Genomic DNA, 18,584 nt, shown 5'->3' with positions numbered 1-18,584 from the left:
TGTAGCTCGAACGGTGAGCGAATGATGGCGACAGCAGAGCGGACGCGTCGAAGCTGGTGGCAGAGCGGTTGGTTCAAGTGGACCGCAGGTAGTGTTCTGGTGGTGGTCGTGGCGTTTTTTGCCGTGGCCGAATATGTGTTGCATAACGCAGCGCCCATTCTCCGCAAACGCATCATCGCTACACTCTCGGAGCGGCTGAATACGAACGTCGAGCTGGACACGCTGGACATTTCGCTGCTGAAGGGTATCGAGGTCACGGGCGGCGGACTGCGCGTGCCGTACAACGCTCCGCCTCCGGGTGGGATCCAGGGCAAGACCGACCCGCATCGTGTGCTGATTGGCGTGGACCGCTTCACCTTCCGTTCCACCTGGGGTGAGTTGATGCGTCCGAAGACACACATCAGCGTGGTGAACGTGGAAGGCGTTACCGTGGACCTGCCTGCGGGCGAGGAGCGCAAGAAGCTCTTCGGACCCAAGGACAATGGCACGGCCGCCGACCCGACGAACCCCAGGACCAAGCCGAAGATCGCCTTCATCGTGGACGAACTCCGCGGTCGCAGGGTGCGCCTGATCATCGAGAACAAGGACCCGAACAAGGAGTCCAAGGAGTGGGACCTCGACGATCTGTATGTGCATGATCTGGGCGCAAGCCACCCGGCCACGTATACGACCGTCATCCAGAACCCGATTCCCAAGGGCGAGATTCACGCGCAGGGACACGTTGGTCCGTGGAATGCGGAGAACCCTCGCCAGACGTACGTTGATGGTGATTACACCTTCAACAACGCAGACATGGATTCGATCAAAGGTCTGGGCGGCATCATGAATGCGAAGGGCAAGTTCGTGGGTGTGCTGGAGAAGATGACCACGGATGGCGAAGCGGATGTAGACAACTTCTCGCTCGACATCAGCGATCGTCCGGTGCCGCTGCACACGCAGTATCACGCCTATGTGGATGCCACGACCGGCGACACGACGCTTGATCCTGTACACGCGATGCTTGGCGGCACGCCGATCCTCTGCAGCGGCTCGATTGTGAACATCAAGGGGAAGGGACATGATGTGAACCTCGATGCGACGATCGACAAGGGACAGATGCGTGACGTGCTGGCTCTTGCGATGAAGGGCCCGAAGCCGGTGATGCACGGCGTGCTTTCGCTGAAGACGCACATTCACATTCCTCCGGGCAAGGAGCGCGTTGCACAGAAGATCGAGTTGGCGGGCAACATCACGATCAACGGCATGGTGCTGACGAACCAGAAGCTTCAGGACCGCATGGATGGCCTGAGCCAGCGCGCGCAGGGCAAAGCGGACACGATGGCGATTGCCGCAACGAATGGCTCGCCCGATGTGACCGGCCAGGTGAAAACAGCGTTCGTGCTGAAGAACGGGCAGGCGATGTTCAACAACATCGTGTACGAAATGCCGGGCGCGCACATCAAGATGCAGGGCGTGTACGGCCTGACGGATGAGGCGTTCGACTTCAAGGGCATCGTGCGCACCGACGCCACGGCTTCGCAGATGATCAGTGGCTGGAAGAGTTGGTTGCTGAAGCCGGTCGATCCGCTCTTCAAGAAGAACGGTGCGGGCGTGCAGTTGCCGATCGAGATCTCTGGCATCAAGGACGATCTGCACTTCGGTCTTGCCTTCAAGCATGGTGACGACACGGCTGCCGAGATCGGCAAGGGTATGAAGATCAAGCAGTCGATGGGCGAGATGAAGTACGACAAGAAGAAGCCCACACCCGAGGAAGAGCGCAAGCAGAAAGAAAAAGACGCGAAGAACTACGCCAAGATGAAGGCGCAGGCGGAGAAGGAGAAAGAAAAGCTTGCGAAGGATCAGGCGGAGGAGAAGAAGGATCGCGCGCCGGAGAAGTAATGTCGCGTTCCCACCTCTCGACGTTGAGAGGTGGGAGAGAGAGGTGAGTGACTCCTGTTGTTGCAAGGCTTGTGGTTTCCTCATGCACCCTGCAACCCAGGTCTCAGCAAACCGAGACCTGGGGCACCCGGTTCGTCGCAGCGCGAAGGATATCAAGACTATCGGGTAAGGTGAGGAGAAGAAAGAACAACGGCCTGCGCGTGGTGCGCAGGCCGTTGTTTGTTGCGTTGCGTTGAGACTTACTGCCAGCCGCCGCCGAGTGCCTGATAGAGCTGCACCAGCGAGAGTGCCTCGCTCTGTTCTGCGTTGATGAGGTTCAACTGCGCAGAGAAGAGGTTGGTGTCGTTGGTCAGCACTTCGAGGTACGTCGTTGCGCCAGCCTGATAGCGCATACGTGCAAGCCGCGAAGCATCCTGCGCCGCATCCACAAGCTTCTGCTGCGCTTCACGCATCTGCTTCTGCTTGTTGGTCGCGATCAGTGCGTTCGAAACATCGCGGAAGGCGCCGAGGATGGTCTTCTGATACGTCAGGACCATCTCTTCCTTCTGCTGTTTCGACAGCTCGTAGTTGCCCTTGATCTTGCCACCGGCAAAGATCGGTTGCGCCAGCGAGCCGATGCCATAGACCGTGTGGCCCGAGGGATCGAAGAGGTTGTTCCAGTCGTTGCCGCCGAGACCCGCGGAGGCGCTCAGCGAAAGCGACGGGAAGAACTGTGCGCGTGCCACGCCGACCTGCGCGTTCGCCGCCATCAACTGCGCTTCCGCCTGCTGGATGTCAGGACGACGCTCCAGCAACTGCGACGGAATGCCGACGGGCAGCGACTCCGGAATGGGTGCGAGTGCTTCCTTGTCCGTGTGCACGACCGTGCCGGGCGTCTGGCCCAGCAGCAGACGCATCGCGTTCTCCTGCTGATCACGCTGCTGCTCGAGCTGCGGGATCGTTGCCTGCGCGGTGTAGAGCAACTGCTCTGCCTGGCGCAGGTCGGAGATCGGCGCGCGGCCACCGTCGCTGAGCTTGCGCGTCAGGTCGACGGAGTCCTGTCGAGCCTTCAGCGTGTTGCGCGCGATGAGGAGTTGCTCGTCGAGCGAACGCAGCGTGAAGTAGCTCGTCGCCACCTGGCCCACGAGCGTCATGCGCACGGCCTTCTGCGCCCATTGCTGAGCGAGCATCTGGTCGCGTGCGGCTTCGGTCTGCTTGCGGTACTGGCCCCAGAAATCCGGAGTCCATGCCGCCGACAGATTGAAGCTGCCGAACGCCAGCGGGTTTTCGCCGAGCGTGTTCGAAAGCGAGTTAGGCAGGTACGCACCGGCGCCCGATCCGCCCGCGTTGAGCGTGGGGAACTGCGCGGCGCGGGTAATCTTCACCTGCGACTGCGCTTCGAGCACACGCTGAGCGGCGATGCGAATGTCGTAGTTCGCGGTGAGCGCCTGTGTGATGAGTTGCTGCAGCTCCGGCTCGCGGAAGACCGCGCTCCATTGCTGATCACCGAGCGAGGCCTTGGGATCGCTCGAGATCTCGGCGTTGTCCGCGCCGCGGAAGGCAGGCGGTGCCTGCACATCCGGGCGCTTGTACTTCGGGCCGAGGCAGCCCGTGGTCAGCAACGCTGCAAACATCAGCGTTGCTGCCGAGGCCTTACGTAAAGAGAAGGACTGTGTGAACGGAGTCATTAAGCGTGACCTCCTTCCGAGGCATTATCGTTATGCAGGCCAGCGGCCTTGCCCGCTTCCTTCGGATCGAAGTCGGGGTTGGAGTCCATGTTCGTGCCCTTGCCGCCCTTACGGAAGCGGTGCGCGAGGAACTCCACCACCGAGAACGTAACCGGCACCATGAGGATGCCGACGACCGAGGCGAGCAACATGCCACCGATCACCACCGTGCCGAGGATGCGACGCGAAACCGCACCGGAACCCGAGGCCGTCCACAGCGGCAAGCAGCCGAAGATGAACGCGAGCGCCGTCATGATGATCGGGCGGAAGCGCAGCTTCGCAGCTTCGAGTGCGGACTCCGCGATCGTCATGCCGCTCTTGTAGTTCTGCACGGCGAACTCGACGATCAGGATGGCGTTCTTGGCGGAGAGGCCGATGAGCATGACCAGACCGATGGTGGCGAAGATGTCGTTCTCCATCGAACGCATCGTCAGCGCAAGGTACGCACCGAGGATAGCGACCGGCGTGGAGAGCAACACGCTGAAGGGCAGCGTCCAGCTTTCATACAGCGCAGCGAGGATGAGGAAGACGAAGGTCAGTGAGAGTGCGAACACGGCCCACGTCGGCACGCCTTCCGCGGCCTTCTGCTCCTGATAGCTCATGCCGTTGTAGTCAAAGCCCATGCCTTCCGGCATCGTCTGCTTGAAGGTTTCTTCAAGCGCCTGACGTACCTGGCCCGAGCTGACACCCGGTGCAGCGCTGATGTTCAACTGTGCCGCGTTGTACTCGTTGAAGCGCATCACGAACTCAGGTCCGTTGATCTTCTTCACGTGTACGAGCGAGGCCAGAGGAACCTGACTGCCGTTCGCACTGCGCACGTAGAACTGGTTGATGTTGTCGATCTTCGTACGCGACTCGCCTTCGGCTTCCACGTACGTCTGCCACTGGCGACCGAAGCGGTTGAAGTAGTTGACGAGATAGCCGCCCATGAAGGTCGACATCGTGTTGTACACGCTGCCGAGATCCACCTGCTGCTGCATCGCCTTTTCGCGGTCCACTTCGGCGTAGAGCTGCGGTACTGCGGGCAGATACGACGGGATGGCTGCTGCGATCTCCTTGCGGTTCTTCAGCGCGCCGAGGAAGGCGTAGAGGTTCTGCGTGAGGAAGTCAGGGTTGTCCTTGCCCGAGCGGTCTTCGACGATCATCGTCACACCGCCCGACGTACCGATACCCGGAATGGCCGGCGGCGGGAAGCTGAAGGCGAGGCCGGCGGGGTTGCCGCCAAGCTTCATCGCCACAGACTTCTGGATCGCGTCGATCTGCTCTTCCTTCGAGGTGCGGTCATCCCACGGCTTCAACGCGATGAAGAAGAAGGCCGCGTTGGTGCTCTGCACCTGCGTCAGCAGGCTGAAGCCGTTGACGGCGACGACGCCGTTGATGCCCGGCGTGGCGAGCAGTGCCTTCGTCACCTCAGCAGAAGCCTGCTGCGTGCGCTGCATGCTCGCTGCGTCCGGCAACTGCATGGCAGCGAAGAGGTAGCCCTGATCTTCCTGCGGAATGAAGCCCGAAGGAAGGCGAGCGCCCATCAACACAGCCACCACCGCGATGCCCGCAAGCACCAGCATGGTGATGCCGGACTTGTGGATGAGCACGCGCGAGGTGCCGACGTATGCATCTGTCGTGCGACCGAAGATGCGGTTGAACCAGTCGAAGAAGCGACCGAGCAGGCCCGGCTTCTTGTTGTGGTCCTTAGGCTTGAGCAGCAGCGCCGAAAGTGCGGGCGAAAGCGTCAGCGCGTTGAAGGCCGAGATCAACACCGAGATGGCGATGGTCACAGCGAACTGCTGATACAGGCGACCCGTGATGCCGGGGATCGCTGCTGTCGGGATGAACACCGCAGCCAGGATGAGAGCGATGGCGACGACCGGTCCGCCCACTTCTTCCATGGCCTTGTAGGTGGCATCGGTGGGGCTCATGCCCTGCTCGATGTGATGTTCGACCGCTTCCACCACGATGATGGCGTCGTCGACGACGAGACCGATCGCGAGTACGAGACCGAAGAGCGACAGCGTGTTGATGCTGAAGCCGAGCAAAGGGAAGAGCAGGAAGGTGCCGATCAACGACACCGGTACAGCCAGCAGCGGGATCAACGTCGCGCGCCAGCCCTGGAGGAAGAGGAACACCACCAGGATCACGAGCGCGAGAGCGATGCCGAGCGTCAGCACGATTTCATGAATACCCGCGCTCACGGCCTTGGTCGTGTCGAGCGGGATGTCGTAGCGGATGCCCGGGGGGAAGTTCTTCTGCAGCTCGGCCATGCGCTTGTTGACGGCGGCGGCCACCTGCACGGCGTTGGAGCCGGGCAGCTGGTAGATCGCCATCATGCCGGCGGGAGCGCCGTTGTAGCGGGCGTTCATGCCGTACATCTGCTCGCCGAGCTCGATGCGCGCTACGTCGCTGAGGTGCAGCACAGAACCGTCAGCGTTGGCACGCACAACAATGTTGCCGAACTCCTCAGGCTGTACCAGACGGCCCTGCGTGCGCACCGTGTAGGTGTACTGCTGACCGTTCGGTACGGGCTCGGCGCCGATCTGACCGGCAGGGTTCACGTTGTTCTGTGTCTGCAGGGCAGCGATGACGTCGGTCGCGGTGACGCCGAGCTGCGCCATCTTGTCGGGGTTCACCCAGACGCGCAGAGCGTACTGTCCACCGAACACCTGCACACGGCTGACGCCGGGCAGACGCGCGATTTCGTCCTCAACGTTGATGATCGCGTAGTTCGATAGGAAGTTGTCGGTGTACTGCTTGTTGCTGGAGTTGATGCCGACGAGCATGAGCGGCGAGGTGAGCGCCTTCTGCACGGTGAGGCCCGCGGTGGTCACCTGCGCGGGCAACTGCGCCTGCGCCTGCGATACACGAAGCTGCGACAGAATCTGGTCGGTGTCCGCGTTGGTCTTCACGTCGAAGTCGACGTAGACCGCGGTCTGACCGTTGTTCGCGTTCACCGAGTACATGTACAGCATGTTGTCCACGCCGTTCATCTGCTGCTCGATCGGCGTAGCGACGGCCTGGGTAAGGGTGCGTGCATCGGCGCCGGGGTAGGTGGCCTGCACCAGAATTTCCGGCGGGACGATGTTCGGATACTGCGAGGTCGGCAACGTAAACATCGACACCAGGCCCACAATGACCGTGATGATCGCGATGACGATTGCGACGATGGGACGACGGATAAAGAATTTTGACACGGAGAAATTACCTCGCTTCCGTGGATGCGGCTGCCGGTGCCGCTGCATGCGGCGAAACCGGCGCGCCTTCCTTCAGCTTCTGAAGGTTGTCGACGATGACGCGTGTGCCCGGCTGCAATCCGCCGTTCACGATGAAGTCGCTGCCAGATTCGTCGCCGATCTGCACGTTGAGAATGTGCACCTTGTTGTCGGCGCCGACGGTGTAGACCTGCTTGATGCCCTGAAGATCCGTAACCGCAACCTGCGGCACGGTGATCACGCCACGCTTCAGGTCAGTCGTTGCGGAGACGCGACCAAACTGGCCGGGACGCAGCACGCTCTTCGGGTTCGGGAAGACAGCCGCGATGCGGATGGCGCCCGTCTGCTGGTTCATCTGGCGGTCGACGAAAGCGATCTTGCCCTTGTAGGGGTAAGCGTCGCCGTTGGCGAGCGTCAGCGTGAGCGGCACATTGCTGGCGGACTTCAACAGGTCGGCGTCACCCTTCGCGGCGCGGCCGACGAGCGCAAGGTACTCCCCATCGCTGAGCGAGAAGTAGACCTTGATCGGGTCCAGCTGCGAGACCGAGGTGAGCTGCGTCTGCGGCGAAACCAGGTTGCCCATCTGCGTGACAGCCTGACCGGCAACGCCGGAGATCAGCGAACGGACCTTGGTGAAGCCGAGGTTGATCTGCGCGGACTCGAGCGTCGCCTTTGCCGAGGCGATCTGCGCTTCCGCAGCCTTCACATTGGCTTCGGCCTGTGCCTGCGTCTGCACTTCGTTGTCCAGCGTGGCCTGCGCAATCGCCTTCTGCTCCGCGAGCGGCGTGTCGCGCGTCACGTTGATCTGTGCGAGCTTCAACGCAGCCTGCTGCTGCACCAGCGCCGCCTGCGCCTGAGCCACCTGGCCCTTGGCCTGGTCTACCGCGGCCTGGAAGGTGCGCGGGTCGATCTCGAAGAGCACCTGGCCTTTAGTGACCGCCGAACCTTCGCGGTAGTCCTGCTTGACGAGGTAGCCGGTGACCTGCGGCTGAATGGTGGCGTTCACCATGCCGTCCAGCGTGCCGACCCACTGGTTGTTCAGGGGCGTGTCGCCGGAAGCTACGGTAACGACCGAGACGGGCAGCGGGCCAAACTGCGGCGCTGCTTCTTTCTTTTCGCAGCCGGTGGCGAGCAGAACGGTCGCTCCAGCCAGCAGGGCCACTGCGGAAGTGGTGCCGAGGACCGCGCGGCTGTAAGAGCGCTTCGCGCTGAAGAGGGCTTGCTTACTCATGGAAACTCCTTGGAATCGTTCGAAGCTGCGCGCTGAATCTTTTACGTTGAAAAGAAAACATACACGCATGTATCTTTTCATGCGATGTGGCATCCCATAGGTGGGATTCAGAAGTTTTGCGACTGACGAGATTTTGACCGTGCGAAAAAAGGTTCCAGCGAAGAAAACCCCCGAGGCCCCGCAGCAGGATCGCGCCGTGCAGACGCGCAAAGACCTGATGGACGCTGCGCGTCGCATTTTTGCGCGCGACGGCTTCGAAGTCGCACGTTTGCAGGACATTGCTGCAGAAGCCGGAAAGACGCGCGGTGCGCTCTACACGCACTTCGCCGACAAAGAAGACCTTTTCTTCGCACTCTTCGAGGAGTACATCGCGCAGGACAGCGACATCTACTTCCGCACCATCGACATCGGAGCCTCCTTCGAAGATCGCATTGCACAGATCATCGTGCAGTTTGAGCGCATCCTGCGCGATCGCAACCGCATGTTGCTCTTCATCGAGTTCAAGATGTACGCCGTGCGCCACCCTCATGCGACGAAGCGGCTTGCCGATCTTCACGCAGGCATGTGCGTGCGTGGTGCGACGCATAAACTGCGTGTCTTCCCTGAGTTTCTGCTGCGCGACATGAAGCAGCAGCGGCGCGCGTTCGCGATCTTCGCGGCCACGCTCGATGGCCTCGCGCTGCAGCACTACTTTGATCCGCTGGGTCTGCCGAAGGTGGAGCTGCATCGCAAGCTCGAGGAAGTGATCCGCGAGCAGGTGAAGCTGGTGGCCGAGTACAACGCGATGGTGTAGTGGTCGAGCAGCCTGGGGCACCCGTTCGTGGCTGCCTCGAGCGCGCGAGCGGCCTACGCATACACTGGATAGCGATGGCACGATCCAAAGAGAAAGACCCCAAGGAAATCGCAGACTGGCTGCATTGGCTGCCCAAGGCCGAACTGCATCTGCACCTCGAAGGCTCGATTACGCCTGCGACGCTGGTGGAGCTCTCGCAGCGTAACGACGCGGTGCCTCTGACCTACGATCAGGCCGCGAACGTCTACGATTACCACGATTTTCCGAGCTTCCTGATGAGCTTCAAGGCCGTGACCGAGCGGCTGGTGAAGCCTGTCGATTACGAACTCATCACCTACAACATGGTGCGCGACCTCGCGCTGCAGGGCGTTCGCCATGCAGAAGCGTATCTCTCCATCGGCATTCTGTACCGCTTCGCGCGGCTGGATGTGGACGAGGTGATGGAGGCCGCCGAGCGCGGTCGTCGGCGCGCGGAAAGTGAATTCGGCACGTCGCTGCTCTGGATCATCGATGCGGTGCGCCACTTCGGCGTCGAAGAATGTCGCAAGACCTTCCTGAAGGCGGCCGAGCTGCGCAAGCATATGCCGTCGGTGGTCGGCATCGGCATTGGTGGTGACGAAGCGCGCGGCCCGGCACATGAGTTCCGCGAGGTCTACGCCGAGGCGAAGGAGAACGGTCTTCACCTGACCTGCCACGCGGGCGAAACGACCGGTGCGGAGAGCGTATGGTCGGCGATCAACATCGGCGCCGAGCGCATCGGCCACGCGCTGACGGCGGCGAGCGATGAAGATCTCATGGACGTGCTCGCGCGCAAGCAGATCCCGCTGGAGCTGAACGTCACTTCGAACCTGAAGACGAAGTCCTGCGCGTCGCTGCTGGAGCACCCGGTGCGTCGTTACTTTGAAGAAGGCTTGATGGTCACACTGAACTCAGATGACCCACCGTTCTTCGGCGCGAACCTGTTGGAGGAGTACATCCTCGTCCAACGCGAGTTCGATTTCACCCCGGAGCAAATGCGAGAGTTCGCCGCGAATTCGATCGAAGCAAGCTTCCTGAAGCCGGAGCGCAAGCTGCAGTTGCTGGGCGAGGTGGAGCAGTACGGGTTTTGAGCGAGGGTCCAGGGCCTAGGGTTTAGGGTCCAGAAGGCAAGAACAAAGGCGAGGAGATCATCTCCTCGCCTTTCGTCTTCTGGGCCCTGGGCCCTAAGCCCTTGCTAAACCCTCTCTTACTGCGGCGGTGGCGGTGGAACTTCCTGTGGCGCGGGCACCATCACGGTGTTCGGATCGACCTTCGGAATGCCAAAGTGTCCGCCGAGGTGCACGAGATCGAGTGGGCGCAACATGCCGCTCACTTCGATGAGATTCATCTGGTACGGCCCGCGAATGAGCACGGTGATGTGGTCGAAGCGGGCGCCGTCCATGTGCATCCAGAGGTCGGTGATGGGCTTGGTGGGCTGTGCGCTTTGCCCGGGCGTGGTGTTCGCATCCACCAGATGCTTCCATCCTGCGGCCTGATACATCGCCGCGATGGCATGCATGTTCTCCGGCACGTAGAACGCAGGCTGACTGTAGCTGTAGCGCTCAAACGTGATGCCAGTAAGCGCCGCGGGCGGCAGGCCGCCATCGCCTAGGAACGCGTCGAGCAGATCGTGATCAAGCGTGAAGGCGGTGTGTTTGCCGGGCTGCGAAACGAGCCCAGCCACGGCCTCGCTGACGCCGGGCGGCTGCTTCTGCGCGAAGGCGGAGAGCGTGGTGGCGGCAAGGATCGCGGCGGCGAGCACGAGTTTCTTCATGTGGAGTTAGACCGGTGGTGCTTGCGAGAAGTTGCGGCGCGGCAGTCGTAAGTGTGAAGTCGTAAGTGAAAAGTGGTGGATGTGCGGTGGTGAGAGCGATGTCTCCGCCAGAGTGCCAGTGGTCCAGAATCTCACTGTGCCAAAGAACTCCGTGCAGGCACTTGACGTTGGCTTCCGGCCTCCAACCTCCGATTGCCCCATCCGTACGCGGTTCTATGCGGGCGGGTGGGCTACTAAAGATGCTCAATGTCCTCGAACATCCTGCAAACCCAGGTCTCAAAAAACGAGACCTGGGGCACCCGTTCGTGGAGCCACGAGATACGGGATATCCATTCGTGACGGCAGCAAAAGCTCGTGACGGCAGCAAAAGCAAATGCGCCCCAAAGGACGCATCCACTCACGACTCACCACTTTTTACTTACGACCTCACCCTTACGACTGCCTTTACTGCTCAGCCTTCGGCGCGAAGTAGCCCTTGGGCGCGCGCACCTGGTAGCCCGCGTAGCGCGGGTCGGCGATCTGCAGGTAGATGGTGCGGAAGCTGCCGTCCTGCTTGAAGTTTGCGGGGCGGTAGATCAGCGAGTACTGGCTGCGCAGCTCGACTTCGATGTTCTGAAAGCCGGTGGCGATGTCGGTCACCTTTGTGGGGTAAAAGGCCTGTCCGCCGGTCGCGTCGGCGATGCGCTGCAGCACTTCGTCGCCCTTGTCGCGCGAGGGGCCGGTGTTGGTGGAGATCGCGTAGATCGTCGTCTGTGCGCGCTGGCACATGCGGATCGCTTCGTTCTCATAGACGCGCGAGTAATCGTCGTCACCGTCGGAGACCATGACGATGGCCTTGCGGAAGGTGTTGTTCTGCACGAGCGTCGCCATCTGGTCGCGGCAGGTCTTATAGAGCGCGTCGAAGAGGCTGGTACCGCCGCCGGGGCGCAGCTTACGGATGCCGGTGCCGAGCAGGTCAACGCGGTTCGTGTAGTCCTGCGTCATGTTCGTCTGCACATCGAAGCCCATGACGAAGGCGCGGTCTTCCGGATGCAGAATCTGCAGCAGGAAGTCGTTGGCTGCCTGCTGCTCGAACTCGAAGCGCTGGCGAATGGAGCTCGACGTATCGATCATGAGACCGATACGGAGCGGCAGGTTGGTCTGCTGCTGGAACTTGATGACGCCTTCGGGCGGACGACCGTCGTCGAGCAGGCCAAAGCTCTGCTGCTGCAGACCGGTGGCGAACTGGCCCTTGTGGTTGGTGACCGTGAAGAAGAGATCGACCTCGCGAGCACCTGCACCCTTGATGACGTAGGTATCGTCGCCGTTATTTTGCGCGACGGGCTGCTGGCCTTCGCTCGGAGGCGTGGGCTGCTTCTGTTGCTCGTTGGTGGAGGCGGGAGGCAGCGCAGGCGTCTGCGCGTGGGCGACAGACAGCAGCGAGAAAAAGGGGACAACCGCGCCAAGAACCAGGCGCGCGTACTTCGTGGAGCTCATAGCTGCAATGGTATCAACCAACGCGCCGCTGTGGCAGATGCTCGTGTTGCGAAGGTGGCGTGGGAGGAACTGTCTCCTCGCCACCCGGCGTCTTACTTCTGTTCGATTTGCTCCTGCAGCTCAATGAGTTCCGCAGGGAGCGGTGCGCGGAGTTCCAGGGCCTCGTCCGTGCGCGGATGGGCAAAGTCCAACTCGGCCGCGTGCAGGAAGTGGCGCTCCGGCTCGAGGATCGGCAGAGCGGGGTTGTTTGGCTTCAGCACGTGTGGCGCGCCGTAGATCGGGTCGCCGACGACGGCGTGCCCAAGCGCCTGCAAGTGCACGCGAATCTGATGGGTACGACCGGTCTCGATGTGCAGCTCCACGAGCGTGAACTTGCCGTAGGCGCTGGTGATGCGCTCCAGCACGCGGTAGTTCGTCTTCGCATGGCGGCCGCCGGGGCGCTTGGTCGTCATGCGGATGCGGCGGTGCAGGTCGCGCGAGATCGGCAGGTCGATCGTGCCTTCGTCTTCTACAAGATGGCCGTGCGCCAGCGCGATGTACACCTTGCGCAGGTCGCGCGTGGCGAACATTTCGCTCAGCTTGCGATGCGTCACGTCGTTCTTGGCCACGACGATGAGACCGCTGGTTTCCTTGTCCAGACGATGCACGATGCCAGGGCGAACCGCGTCGCCGGTCTGCGCCAGCGAGCCTTCGCCGAAGTGATAGAGCAGCGCGTTCACCAGCGTGCCGCGGTTGTGTTCCGCCGAGCCCGCACCGGCGTGGACCGTCATGCCCGCAGGCTTGTCGATCACAGCGAGGTCCTTGTCCTCATAAATGACGGTGAGCGGAATGTTTTCCGGCTCGGCTCGCAGCGGTTCCAGCTGCGGTTCGCCTTCGATCTCGATCTGCTCGCCGCCCTTGAGCTTCGTTTTCGCCTTGATGACGACGCCGTCCACGCGCACCTGGTCGTTTTCGATCAGCATCTGCACGCGGGCGCGCGAGACATCTGGCAGCGCCTTGGCGAGATACGCGTCGAGGCGCATGTCCCTGGCGATGTCGGGTGCGGTCAGCGTGCGAACGCCGTCCTCGGCCTCGAGGTCGTCGAGCACCGGGATCGCCGCGCTGCGCTCGGCTTCCACGCGCTTCAAGCCCTCGTAGCGGCGGTAGTCTTCGCTCTGGATTTCGTTCCGCGTGCCGATCGGATTGGTGATGATCAGGTACGGATTCGACGGATCGACCGGCGCCTTCGCGTCGGCCATCATCTCGTCCACGTCGTAGAAGTCGTCGCCAGCGCGGACGTCTTCTTCGGGCTGGTTCTCCTCTTCGGCGAAGGGGTTCTCGGCCAGGCGGCGGGCGCGCTCGTCCTCGACCTCGGTGCGGATCTTGCGGTACTCGGCCTTCACGGACTGGCGGCGCTTGCCCTTGGGCAGCATGTTCTTACTAGGCATGGTCGAACCTCTCGGCGGGTACGTCGCGTGCGACGCGGCTACCGGGTTGGATGGGGGAAATGGTGGCGAAGAGCGCCACCCCGGCGAGCGCCATCAGCGCGGACAGCGCCTGTGCGGCGTCCAGCGGCAGGCCGCTCACCTGCAAAGTCGGTTGACGGAGGAAACTCAGCAGAAAACTGCCGACTCCTCCGGTGAAAAGCGAGAACGCGGCGACGCCACCGGCCTTGGAGCGGCCAAGTTGCGTCCACGCCGCGGCTGCAAGCAGCGTCGCCAGCGCAAATCCATAAAGCTGCACCGGATGCGTGTGGCCGAGGACGGTGTCGCCTGCAGACGTCACACCCCACGGCAGCTTCGTCGGCATACCGGCCTCCGTGCGCTCGAAGAAGTGGCCGAGGTCGAGGAACGCGGTCAGCAACGCGACGCACGGCGCCCAGGCGTCCAGCGCAGAAAGAAGCGGAACGCGACGGAAACGCAGCCAGATCAACGCGAAGATGGCGGTGAGGAACACGCCGAGTTGCGTGATCGAGGGCAGCCCCAGCACCAGGGCCGGGAAGATCTTGAAGGTCGTAAAGTTCTCCGCGACAAGCTGCACGCGAGAAATCACGAACGCGGCGACGACCGCAGCGACGCCGGCGTCCCACAACTTCTGGGCGCTCAGGCCGACGCGTTCTGCCGTGCGCTCCGAGAACAGGAGCGCCACCACCAGCCCGGCGGTCGCAAAAAGAGCGAAGACCGGCAGACGGAGAGCACCGAGGTGGAGCGTTCCGGGAAGTTCGGTTTGGAGGTGGGGCGCAAGCATCGTCAGCTTATGAGGATAGCCGCTCAAGCTCACCTGCCACCAATCCCTGCAAAATTCGCCAGCGGGATGCGCGGTTTTCGGCCCGGGATATCCACCGCGAACTCGGACTAATGTGGACGCAATTTACTCATGCGATACGACACGGCACAATGGGGAGGAAGGCCGTGTTCCCTCGAAAAATCAAGGAAGTAGGAGCATCGGCGAAGCTGGGTTCTGTCGCGACGCGCGACAGCAAGTAAATCGTGGCGCGAGTATCGCACGTAAGTGATGGCTGTCACGCAGATGGCTGATTTTCGCTTGCTATACTCGAACCATTCGAGATAGGTATTTCTGGGCTCGTAGTGTTTCAGCGACCCATCTCAACAAGATTTTGGTATTGCAGAGGAAGCAGGAACGCACTCATGGCGCAAGTATTTGACCGCAGTTCGAATGCACTGGCTCGCGCGAGCCTGGTGTTGACGGGCTTGATCGTCATCGCGCTCGGTGTGGCACTGAACCAGTTGCAGCGTTCGCCCTGGGTGACGCGGCAGGGTCAGCGGCCGGACCAGCCCGTCCCGTTCAGCCACAAGCACCACGTGGAAGGCCTTGGCCTTCAGTGCCAGTACTGCCACACGTCGGTGGAAAAGAGCTCGTATGCGGGAATCCCTCCGACGAAGACGTGCATGAACTGTCACTCGCAGATCTGGACCAACGCCGATCTGTTGAAGCCGGTCCGCGAGAGCTGGGCCACGGGTGAATCGATCAAGTGGATCCGCGTACACGATTTGCCGGATTACGTGTACTTCAACCACGAGATCCACGTGAACAAGGGTATCGGCTGCGCCAGCTGCCACGGCCGCATCGACCAGATGCCGCTGGTATACGAAGAGAACACGCTCCAGATGGAGTGGTGCTTGAACTGCCATCGCAACCCGGTGAACAACCTCCGCCCGACCAGCCAGATCTACAACATGGCCTGGACCGGACCGTCGAAGGTAACCCCGGTGGCCTGCGCTGTGACGGGTAAGACCGGCACGACCGCAAGCATGGTGGATTGCAAGCCGGTGAAGGAAGGCGTCCAGCTCGCTGGCTACCAGACGTTCACCAACCAGAAGGACCTCGGCCTTTACCTGATGGACAAGTACCACATCCGCAATGCGAACGAGCTTTCGAGCTGCGAGGTGTGCCACCGATGAGCGACGGAATGAAGAACGCAACTGTGGTAACGCGTATTGTGCCGGCCAACAAGATGACGCTCGCCGAAGTGCGAACGAAGCTTGAGGGTCAGCGCGGCAAGCGCTTCTGGAAGAACCTGGACGAACTGGCGGACACGCCGGAGTTCCAGGAGCTGATGCAGGAAGAGTTCCCGCGCCAGGCTGGTGCTGGCGAGTGGGTGGATTCGGTCTCCCGCCGCGGCTTCATGAAGGTGATGGGCGCAAGCTTCGCGCTCGCTGGTCTCGCTGGCTGCACCAAGCAGCCGGATGAGCAGATTTTCCCGTACGTGAAGCAGCCTGAGGACCTCGTCCTCGGCAAGCCGATGTACTTTGCTTCGGCGCATCCGTTCCCGACGGGCGCAGTCCCCGTGCTGGTGAAGTCGGATGCCTTCCGCCCCATCAAGCTCGAGGGCAACCCTGAGCATCCGATGTCGAAGGGCAAGTCTGATGCGTACACGCAGGCTTCGCTGCTCGACATGTACGATCCCGACCGTTCGCGCGAAGTGAAGTTCCGCGGCGAAGGTTCGTCGTTCGGCGCATTCCAGCAGGCATTCGCCACCGCTGCGAAGCAGACGGATGGCGGCAAGGGCATCTACTTTGTGACGGAAACCTTCACCTCGCCGACGCTCGCGTCGCAGTGGAAGCAGGTTTCGGCGAAGTATCCGAACGCGAAGCTGGCTGTTTATGACGCTGCGCTCGGCGATGCGACCTACGCACTCGATACGCAGTACAAGCTCGAAGACGCAGAGGTAATCCTCTCGCTCGACGCTGACTTCCTCGGCGGCATCGCGTTCCCCGGCTTCCTGCCTCTTTCGGCGGCGTGGGCTGAGGGCCACCGCTACGAAGAAGGCAAGAAGATGAGCCGCACGTATGCGGTCGAGACGATGCCTTCGGTCACCGGCTTCAAGGCCGACCACCGCATCGCGCTGAAGCCGTCGCAGATTGACGCGCTGGCAGCGGCTCTGGCCGGCACCGGTTCGGTCTCCTCGCCGGAAGCGCAGAAGTTTGTCACCGCCGCTCTGGCCGACCTGAAGAAGGCCGGCTCCAAGGGTGTCGTGATCGCTGGTCCGCAGTCGAGCCCCGCGGTTCAGGCTGCTGCCAAGGCGATCAATCAGCAGATCGGTGCGGTCGGCAAGACCGTTTCCTACGGGGCATCGACCTCGGAAGTTCCCGCTACCGCCCTCTCGCTCTCCGATGTCGTCGCCGACATCAACGCGGGCAAGGTGCAGTGGCTGGTGCTGATGAACGTGAACCCGATGTACAACGCTCCGGCCGACCTCGAGTTTGCTGCAGCGTTCTCGAAGGTTCCGACCGTGGTTCACCTCGGTTCGCACCTCGACGAAACGGGCTATCTCGCGACCTGGCACCTGAACAACACGCATTACCTCGAGAGCTGGACCGACGCTCGCGCCTACGACGGCACGATCACGATCATCCAGCCGATGATCGCTCCGCTCTACGGTGGCGTTTCGTCGCACGACGTCTTCCAGGCGCTTCTTGATCCTTCGATCTCCGCATACGACGCAGTCGTGGCGACGGCGAAGACCTACATCAAGGGCGACTTTGCCACCTCGTGGAAGAAGGCGTTGCACGATGGCTGGGTAGAGGGTACGGCAGGCACGCAGACCGGAACGGCGAAGATCGCGACCGCTGCGAAGACCGCGCCGAGCGACCTCGAAATCCGCTTCCTTACCGATCCGTCGCTCTTCGACGGACGTTATGCGAACAACGGCTGGCTGCAGGAGCTTCCCAAGCAGGTGACGAACCTGAGCTGGGACAACGCCGCGCTGATGTCGCTCGAGACGATGGAGAAGTACAAGCTCGAAGAGAACAATGCGGTGGAGCTCGAAGTAGCGGGCCGCAAGGTGATCGCGGGCGTCCTGATGGTTCCCGGCCACGCGCCGGAAGCTGTGACGGTGCATCTCGGCTTCGGCCGCCATGCTGACGCAGGTCGCGTCGGCGCAGGCGTCGGCTTCGCTTCGTACTACCTCCGCACGGTCGCTGGTTCGGCTTCGGCTCCGCTGAAGCTGACCAAGACCCCGGACACCTATGACCTCTGCGTCACCAAGGTGCACAACATCGAGCACCGCGGCAAGTTCGCGCAGCAGGACCTCGAGCACAAGCAGTACGACACCGAGGGCACCTTCTCGCTGGCTGGACATGAAGCGAACGAGCGCGGCATCATCCGCTACGCGACGTATGAAGAAGCGGAGAAGGACGCGCAGTTCGCGCATCATTCGCTGGCTTCGGGCCTGACGACGGTCGACAAGGTTGGCTACAACCCTATGGGCGAAGATCCGGAACACTCGGACAGCTTCTTCCCGGATGCGTGGCGCTATGATCGCCCGCAGCCGACGGGTGACGGCTACCAGCTCCAGTACAAGTGGGGCATGCAGATTGACCTGAACTCCTGCGTAGGCTGTAACGCCTGCATCGTGAGCTGCTACGCCGAGAACAACATCCCGGTCGTCGGTCGCGCGCAGGTGAAGGTCGGCCGTAACATGCAGTGGCTCCGCATCGACACGTACTTCGAAGGCGATCTACACGCGCCCAAGGCGTTCATGCAGCCGATGACCTGCCAGCACTGCGAAAACGCCGGTTGCGAACAGGTTTGCCCGGTCGGCGCCACGGTACACACGCCGGAAGGCATCAACACGATGGTTTACAACCGTTGCGTGGGTACCCGTTACTGCTCGAACAACTGCCCGTACAAGGTTCGTCGTTACAACTGGATGTTGTACTCGGACTTCGATACGGAAAGCCTCAAGTTCATGCGCAACCCGGACGTTTCGGTTCGCTCGCGCGGCGTGATGGAGAAGTGCTCCTACTGCATCCAGCGCGTTGAAGCGGCGAAGATCGAAGCCGATAAGGAAAACCGCATGGTGGCCGATGGTGAGATCCTCACCGCCTGCCAGCAGGCCTGCCCGACCGAAGCGATCACCTTCGGCAACCTGAACGACCCGAACAGCAAAATTGCCAAGCTCAAGAAGAGCGAACGCAACTACGCTGTGCTGGCGGACTTGAACTTCCGTCCTCGCACGACCTACACGGCCGGCGTCATCAACCCGAACCCGGAGCTTGCTTAG

At 61.8% G+C, this 18,584-nt stretch carries 12 protein-coding genes; 5 read left to right on the top strand and 7 right to left on the bottom strand.

Annotated features, from left to right (window positions below):
- Positions 1-21 precede the first annotated feature (21 nt).
- Positions 22-1,878 carry a translocation/assembly module TamB domain-containing protein gene (locus OHL11_RS00900; protein ID WP_263369588.1) on the top strand — a complete coding sequence of 619 codons (1,857 nt, stop codon included), beginning with the start codon at positions 22-24 and terminating at the stop codon, positions 1,876-1,878.
- Between the two features lie 239 nt (positions 1,879-2,117).
- Here the strand turns inward: OHL11_RS00900 and OHL11_RS00895 are convergent, their stop codons facing one another.
- From OHL11_RS00895 to OHL11_RS00885, 3 genes are read right to left on the bottom strand one after another with little or no spacing between them, the layout of a single operon-like run.
- Positions 2,118-3,545 carry an efflux transporter outer membrane subunit gene (locus OHL11_RS00895; protein WP_263369587.1) on the bottom strand — a complete coding sequence of 476 codons (1,428 nt, stop codon included), beginning with the start codon at positions 3,543-3,545 and terminating at the stop codon, positions 2,118-2,120.
- Positions 3,545-6,769 carry an efflux RND transporter permease subunit gene (locus OHL11_RS00890; protein WP_263369586.1) on the bottom strand — a complete coding sequence of 1,075 codons (3,225 nt, stop codon included), beginning with the start codon at positions 6,767-6,769 and terminating at the stop codon, positions 3,545-3,547. The genes OHL11_RS00895 and OHL11_RS00890 overlap by 1 nt, the downstream gene beginning before the upstream one ends.
- A gap of 7 nt (positions 6,770-6,776) precedes the next feature.
- Positions 6,777-8,018: an efflux RND transporter periplasmic adaptor subunit gene (locus OHL11_RS00885; RefSeq protein WP_263369585.1), complete on the bottom strand. Its 1,242-nt coding sequence runs from the start codon at positions 8,016-8,018 to the stop codon at positions 6,777-6,779.
- A gap of 139 nt (positions 8,019-8,157) precedes the next feature.
- Here OHL11_RS00885 and OHL11_RS00880 point away from each other — a divergent pair, with 139 nt between their 5' ends.
- Positions 8,158-8,811: a TetR/AcrR family transcriptional regulator gene (locus OHL11_RS00880; protein WP_263369584.1), complete on the top strand. Its 654-nt coding sequence runs from the start codon at positions 8,158-8,160 to the stop codon at positions 8,809-8,811.
- A gap of 74 nt (positions 8,812-8,885) precedes the next feature.
- Positions 8,886-9,920 carry an adenosine deaminase gene (add, locus tag OHL11_RS00875; protein ID WP_263369583.1) on the top strand — a complete coding sequence of 345 codons (1,035 nt, stop codon included), beginning with the start codon at positions 8,886-8,888 and terminating at the stop codon, positions 9,918-9,920.
- 116 nt (positions 9,921-10,036) lie between these two features.
- Here the strand turns inward: add and OHL11_RS00870 are convergent, their stop codons facing one another.
- The 4 genes from OHL11_RS00870 to OHL11_RS00855 all read right to left on the bottom strand — a co-directional run bounded on the left by OHL11_RS00870 (position 10,037) and on the right by OHL11_RS00855 (position 14,332).
- Positions 10,037-10,603, bottom strand: coding sequence for a hypothetical protein (locus OHL11_RS00870; protein WP_263369582.1), 567 nt, complete (start codon positions 10,601-10,603; stop codon positions 10,037-10,039).
- Positions 10,604-11,047: 444 nt separating this feature from the next.
- A complete protein-coding gene (locus tag OHL11_RS00865) occupies positions 11,048-12,079 on the bottom strand; it encodes a VWA domain-containing protein (RefSeq protein WP_263369581.1) in 1,032 nt (343 codons plus the stop codon).
- A gap of 92 nt (positions 12,080-12,171) precedes the next feature.
- Positions 12,172-13,506 carry an RluA family pseudouridine synthase gene (locus tag OHL11_RS00860; protein ID WP_263369580.1) on the bottom strand — a complete coding sequence of 445 codons (1,335 nt, stop codon included), beginning with the start codon at positions 13,504-13,506 and terminating at the stop codon, positions 12,172-12,174.
- Positions 13,499-14,332, bottom strand: a complete 834-nt coding sequence (locus OHL11_RS00855) for a prolipoprotein diacylglyceryl transferase family protein (protein ID WP_263369579.1) — start codon at positions 14,330-14,332, stop codon at positions 13,499-13,501. The genes OHL11_RS00860 and OHL11_RS00855 overlap by 8 nt, the downstream gene beginning before the upstream one ends.
- Before the next feature lie 374 nt (positions 14,333-14,706).
- Here OHL11_RS00855 and OHL11_RS00850 point away from each other — a divergent pair, with 374 nt between their 5' ends.
- Together OHL11_RS00850 and OHL11_RS00845 are read left to right on the top strand one after the other, a co-directional pair.
- Entirely contained in the window at positions 14,707-15,480 is a 774-nt protein-coding gene (locus OHL11_RS00850; protein WP_263369578.1) for a cytochrome c3 family protein, read from the top strand.
- Between the two features lie 8 nt (positions 15,481-15,488).
- The gene (locus tag OHL11_RS00845) at positions 15,489-18,584 is read left to right on the top strand and encodes a TAT-variant-translocated molybdopterin oxidoreductase (protein ID WP_263369577.1); all 3,096 of its coding nucleotides are present in this window, start codon (positions 15,489-15,491) and stop codon (positions 18,582-18,584) included.

It is taken from the genome of Granulicella cerasi (assembly GCF_025685575.1).
Taxonomy (GTDB): domain Bacteria; phylum Acidobacteriota; class Terriglobia; order Terriglobales; family Acidobacteriaceae; genus Granulicella; species Granulicella cerasi.
Note: the sequence above shows the minus strand (reverse complement) of the source record. Positions and strands in the feature narration are given on the sequence as shown.

Coding starts and splice junctions, on each gene's coding strand:
- OHL11_RS00900 (WP_263369588.1), top strand. CDS start 22: ATGATGGCGACAGCAGAGCGGACGCGTCGAAGCTGGTGGCAGAGCGGT.
- OHL11_RS00895 (WP_263369587.1), bottom strand. CDS start 3,545: ATGACTCCGTTCACACAGTCCTTCTCTTTACGTAAGGCCTCGGCAGCA.
- OHL11_RS00885 (WP_263369585.1), bottom strand. CDS start 8,018: ATGAGTAAGCAAGCCCTCTTCAGCGCGAAGCGCTCTTACAGCCGCGCG.
- add (WP_263369583.1), top strand. CDS start 8,886: ATGGCACGATCCAAAGAGAAAGACCCCAAGGAAATCGCAGACTGGCTG.
- OHL11_RS00870 (WP_263369582.1), bottom strand. CDS start 10,603: ATGAAGAAACTCGTGCTCGCCGCCGCGATCCTTGCCGCCACCACGCTC.
- OHL11_RS00865 (WP_263369581.1), bottom strand. CDS start 12,079: ATGAGCTCCACGAAGTACGCGCGCCTGGTTCTTGGCGCGGTTGTCCCC.
- OHL11_RS00860 (WP_263369580.1), bottom strand. CDS start 13,506: ATGCCTAGTAAGAACATGCTGCCCAAGGGCAAGCGCCGCCAGTCCGTG.
- OHL11_RS00850 (WP_263369578.1), top strand. CDS start 14,707: ATGGCGCAAGTATTTGACCGCAGTTCGAATGCACTGGCTCGCGCGAGC.
- OHL11_RS00845 (WP_263369577.1), top strand. CDS start 15,489: ATGAAGAACGCAACTGTGGTAACGCGTATTGTGCCGGCCAACAAGATG.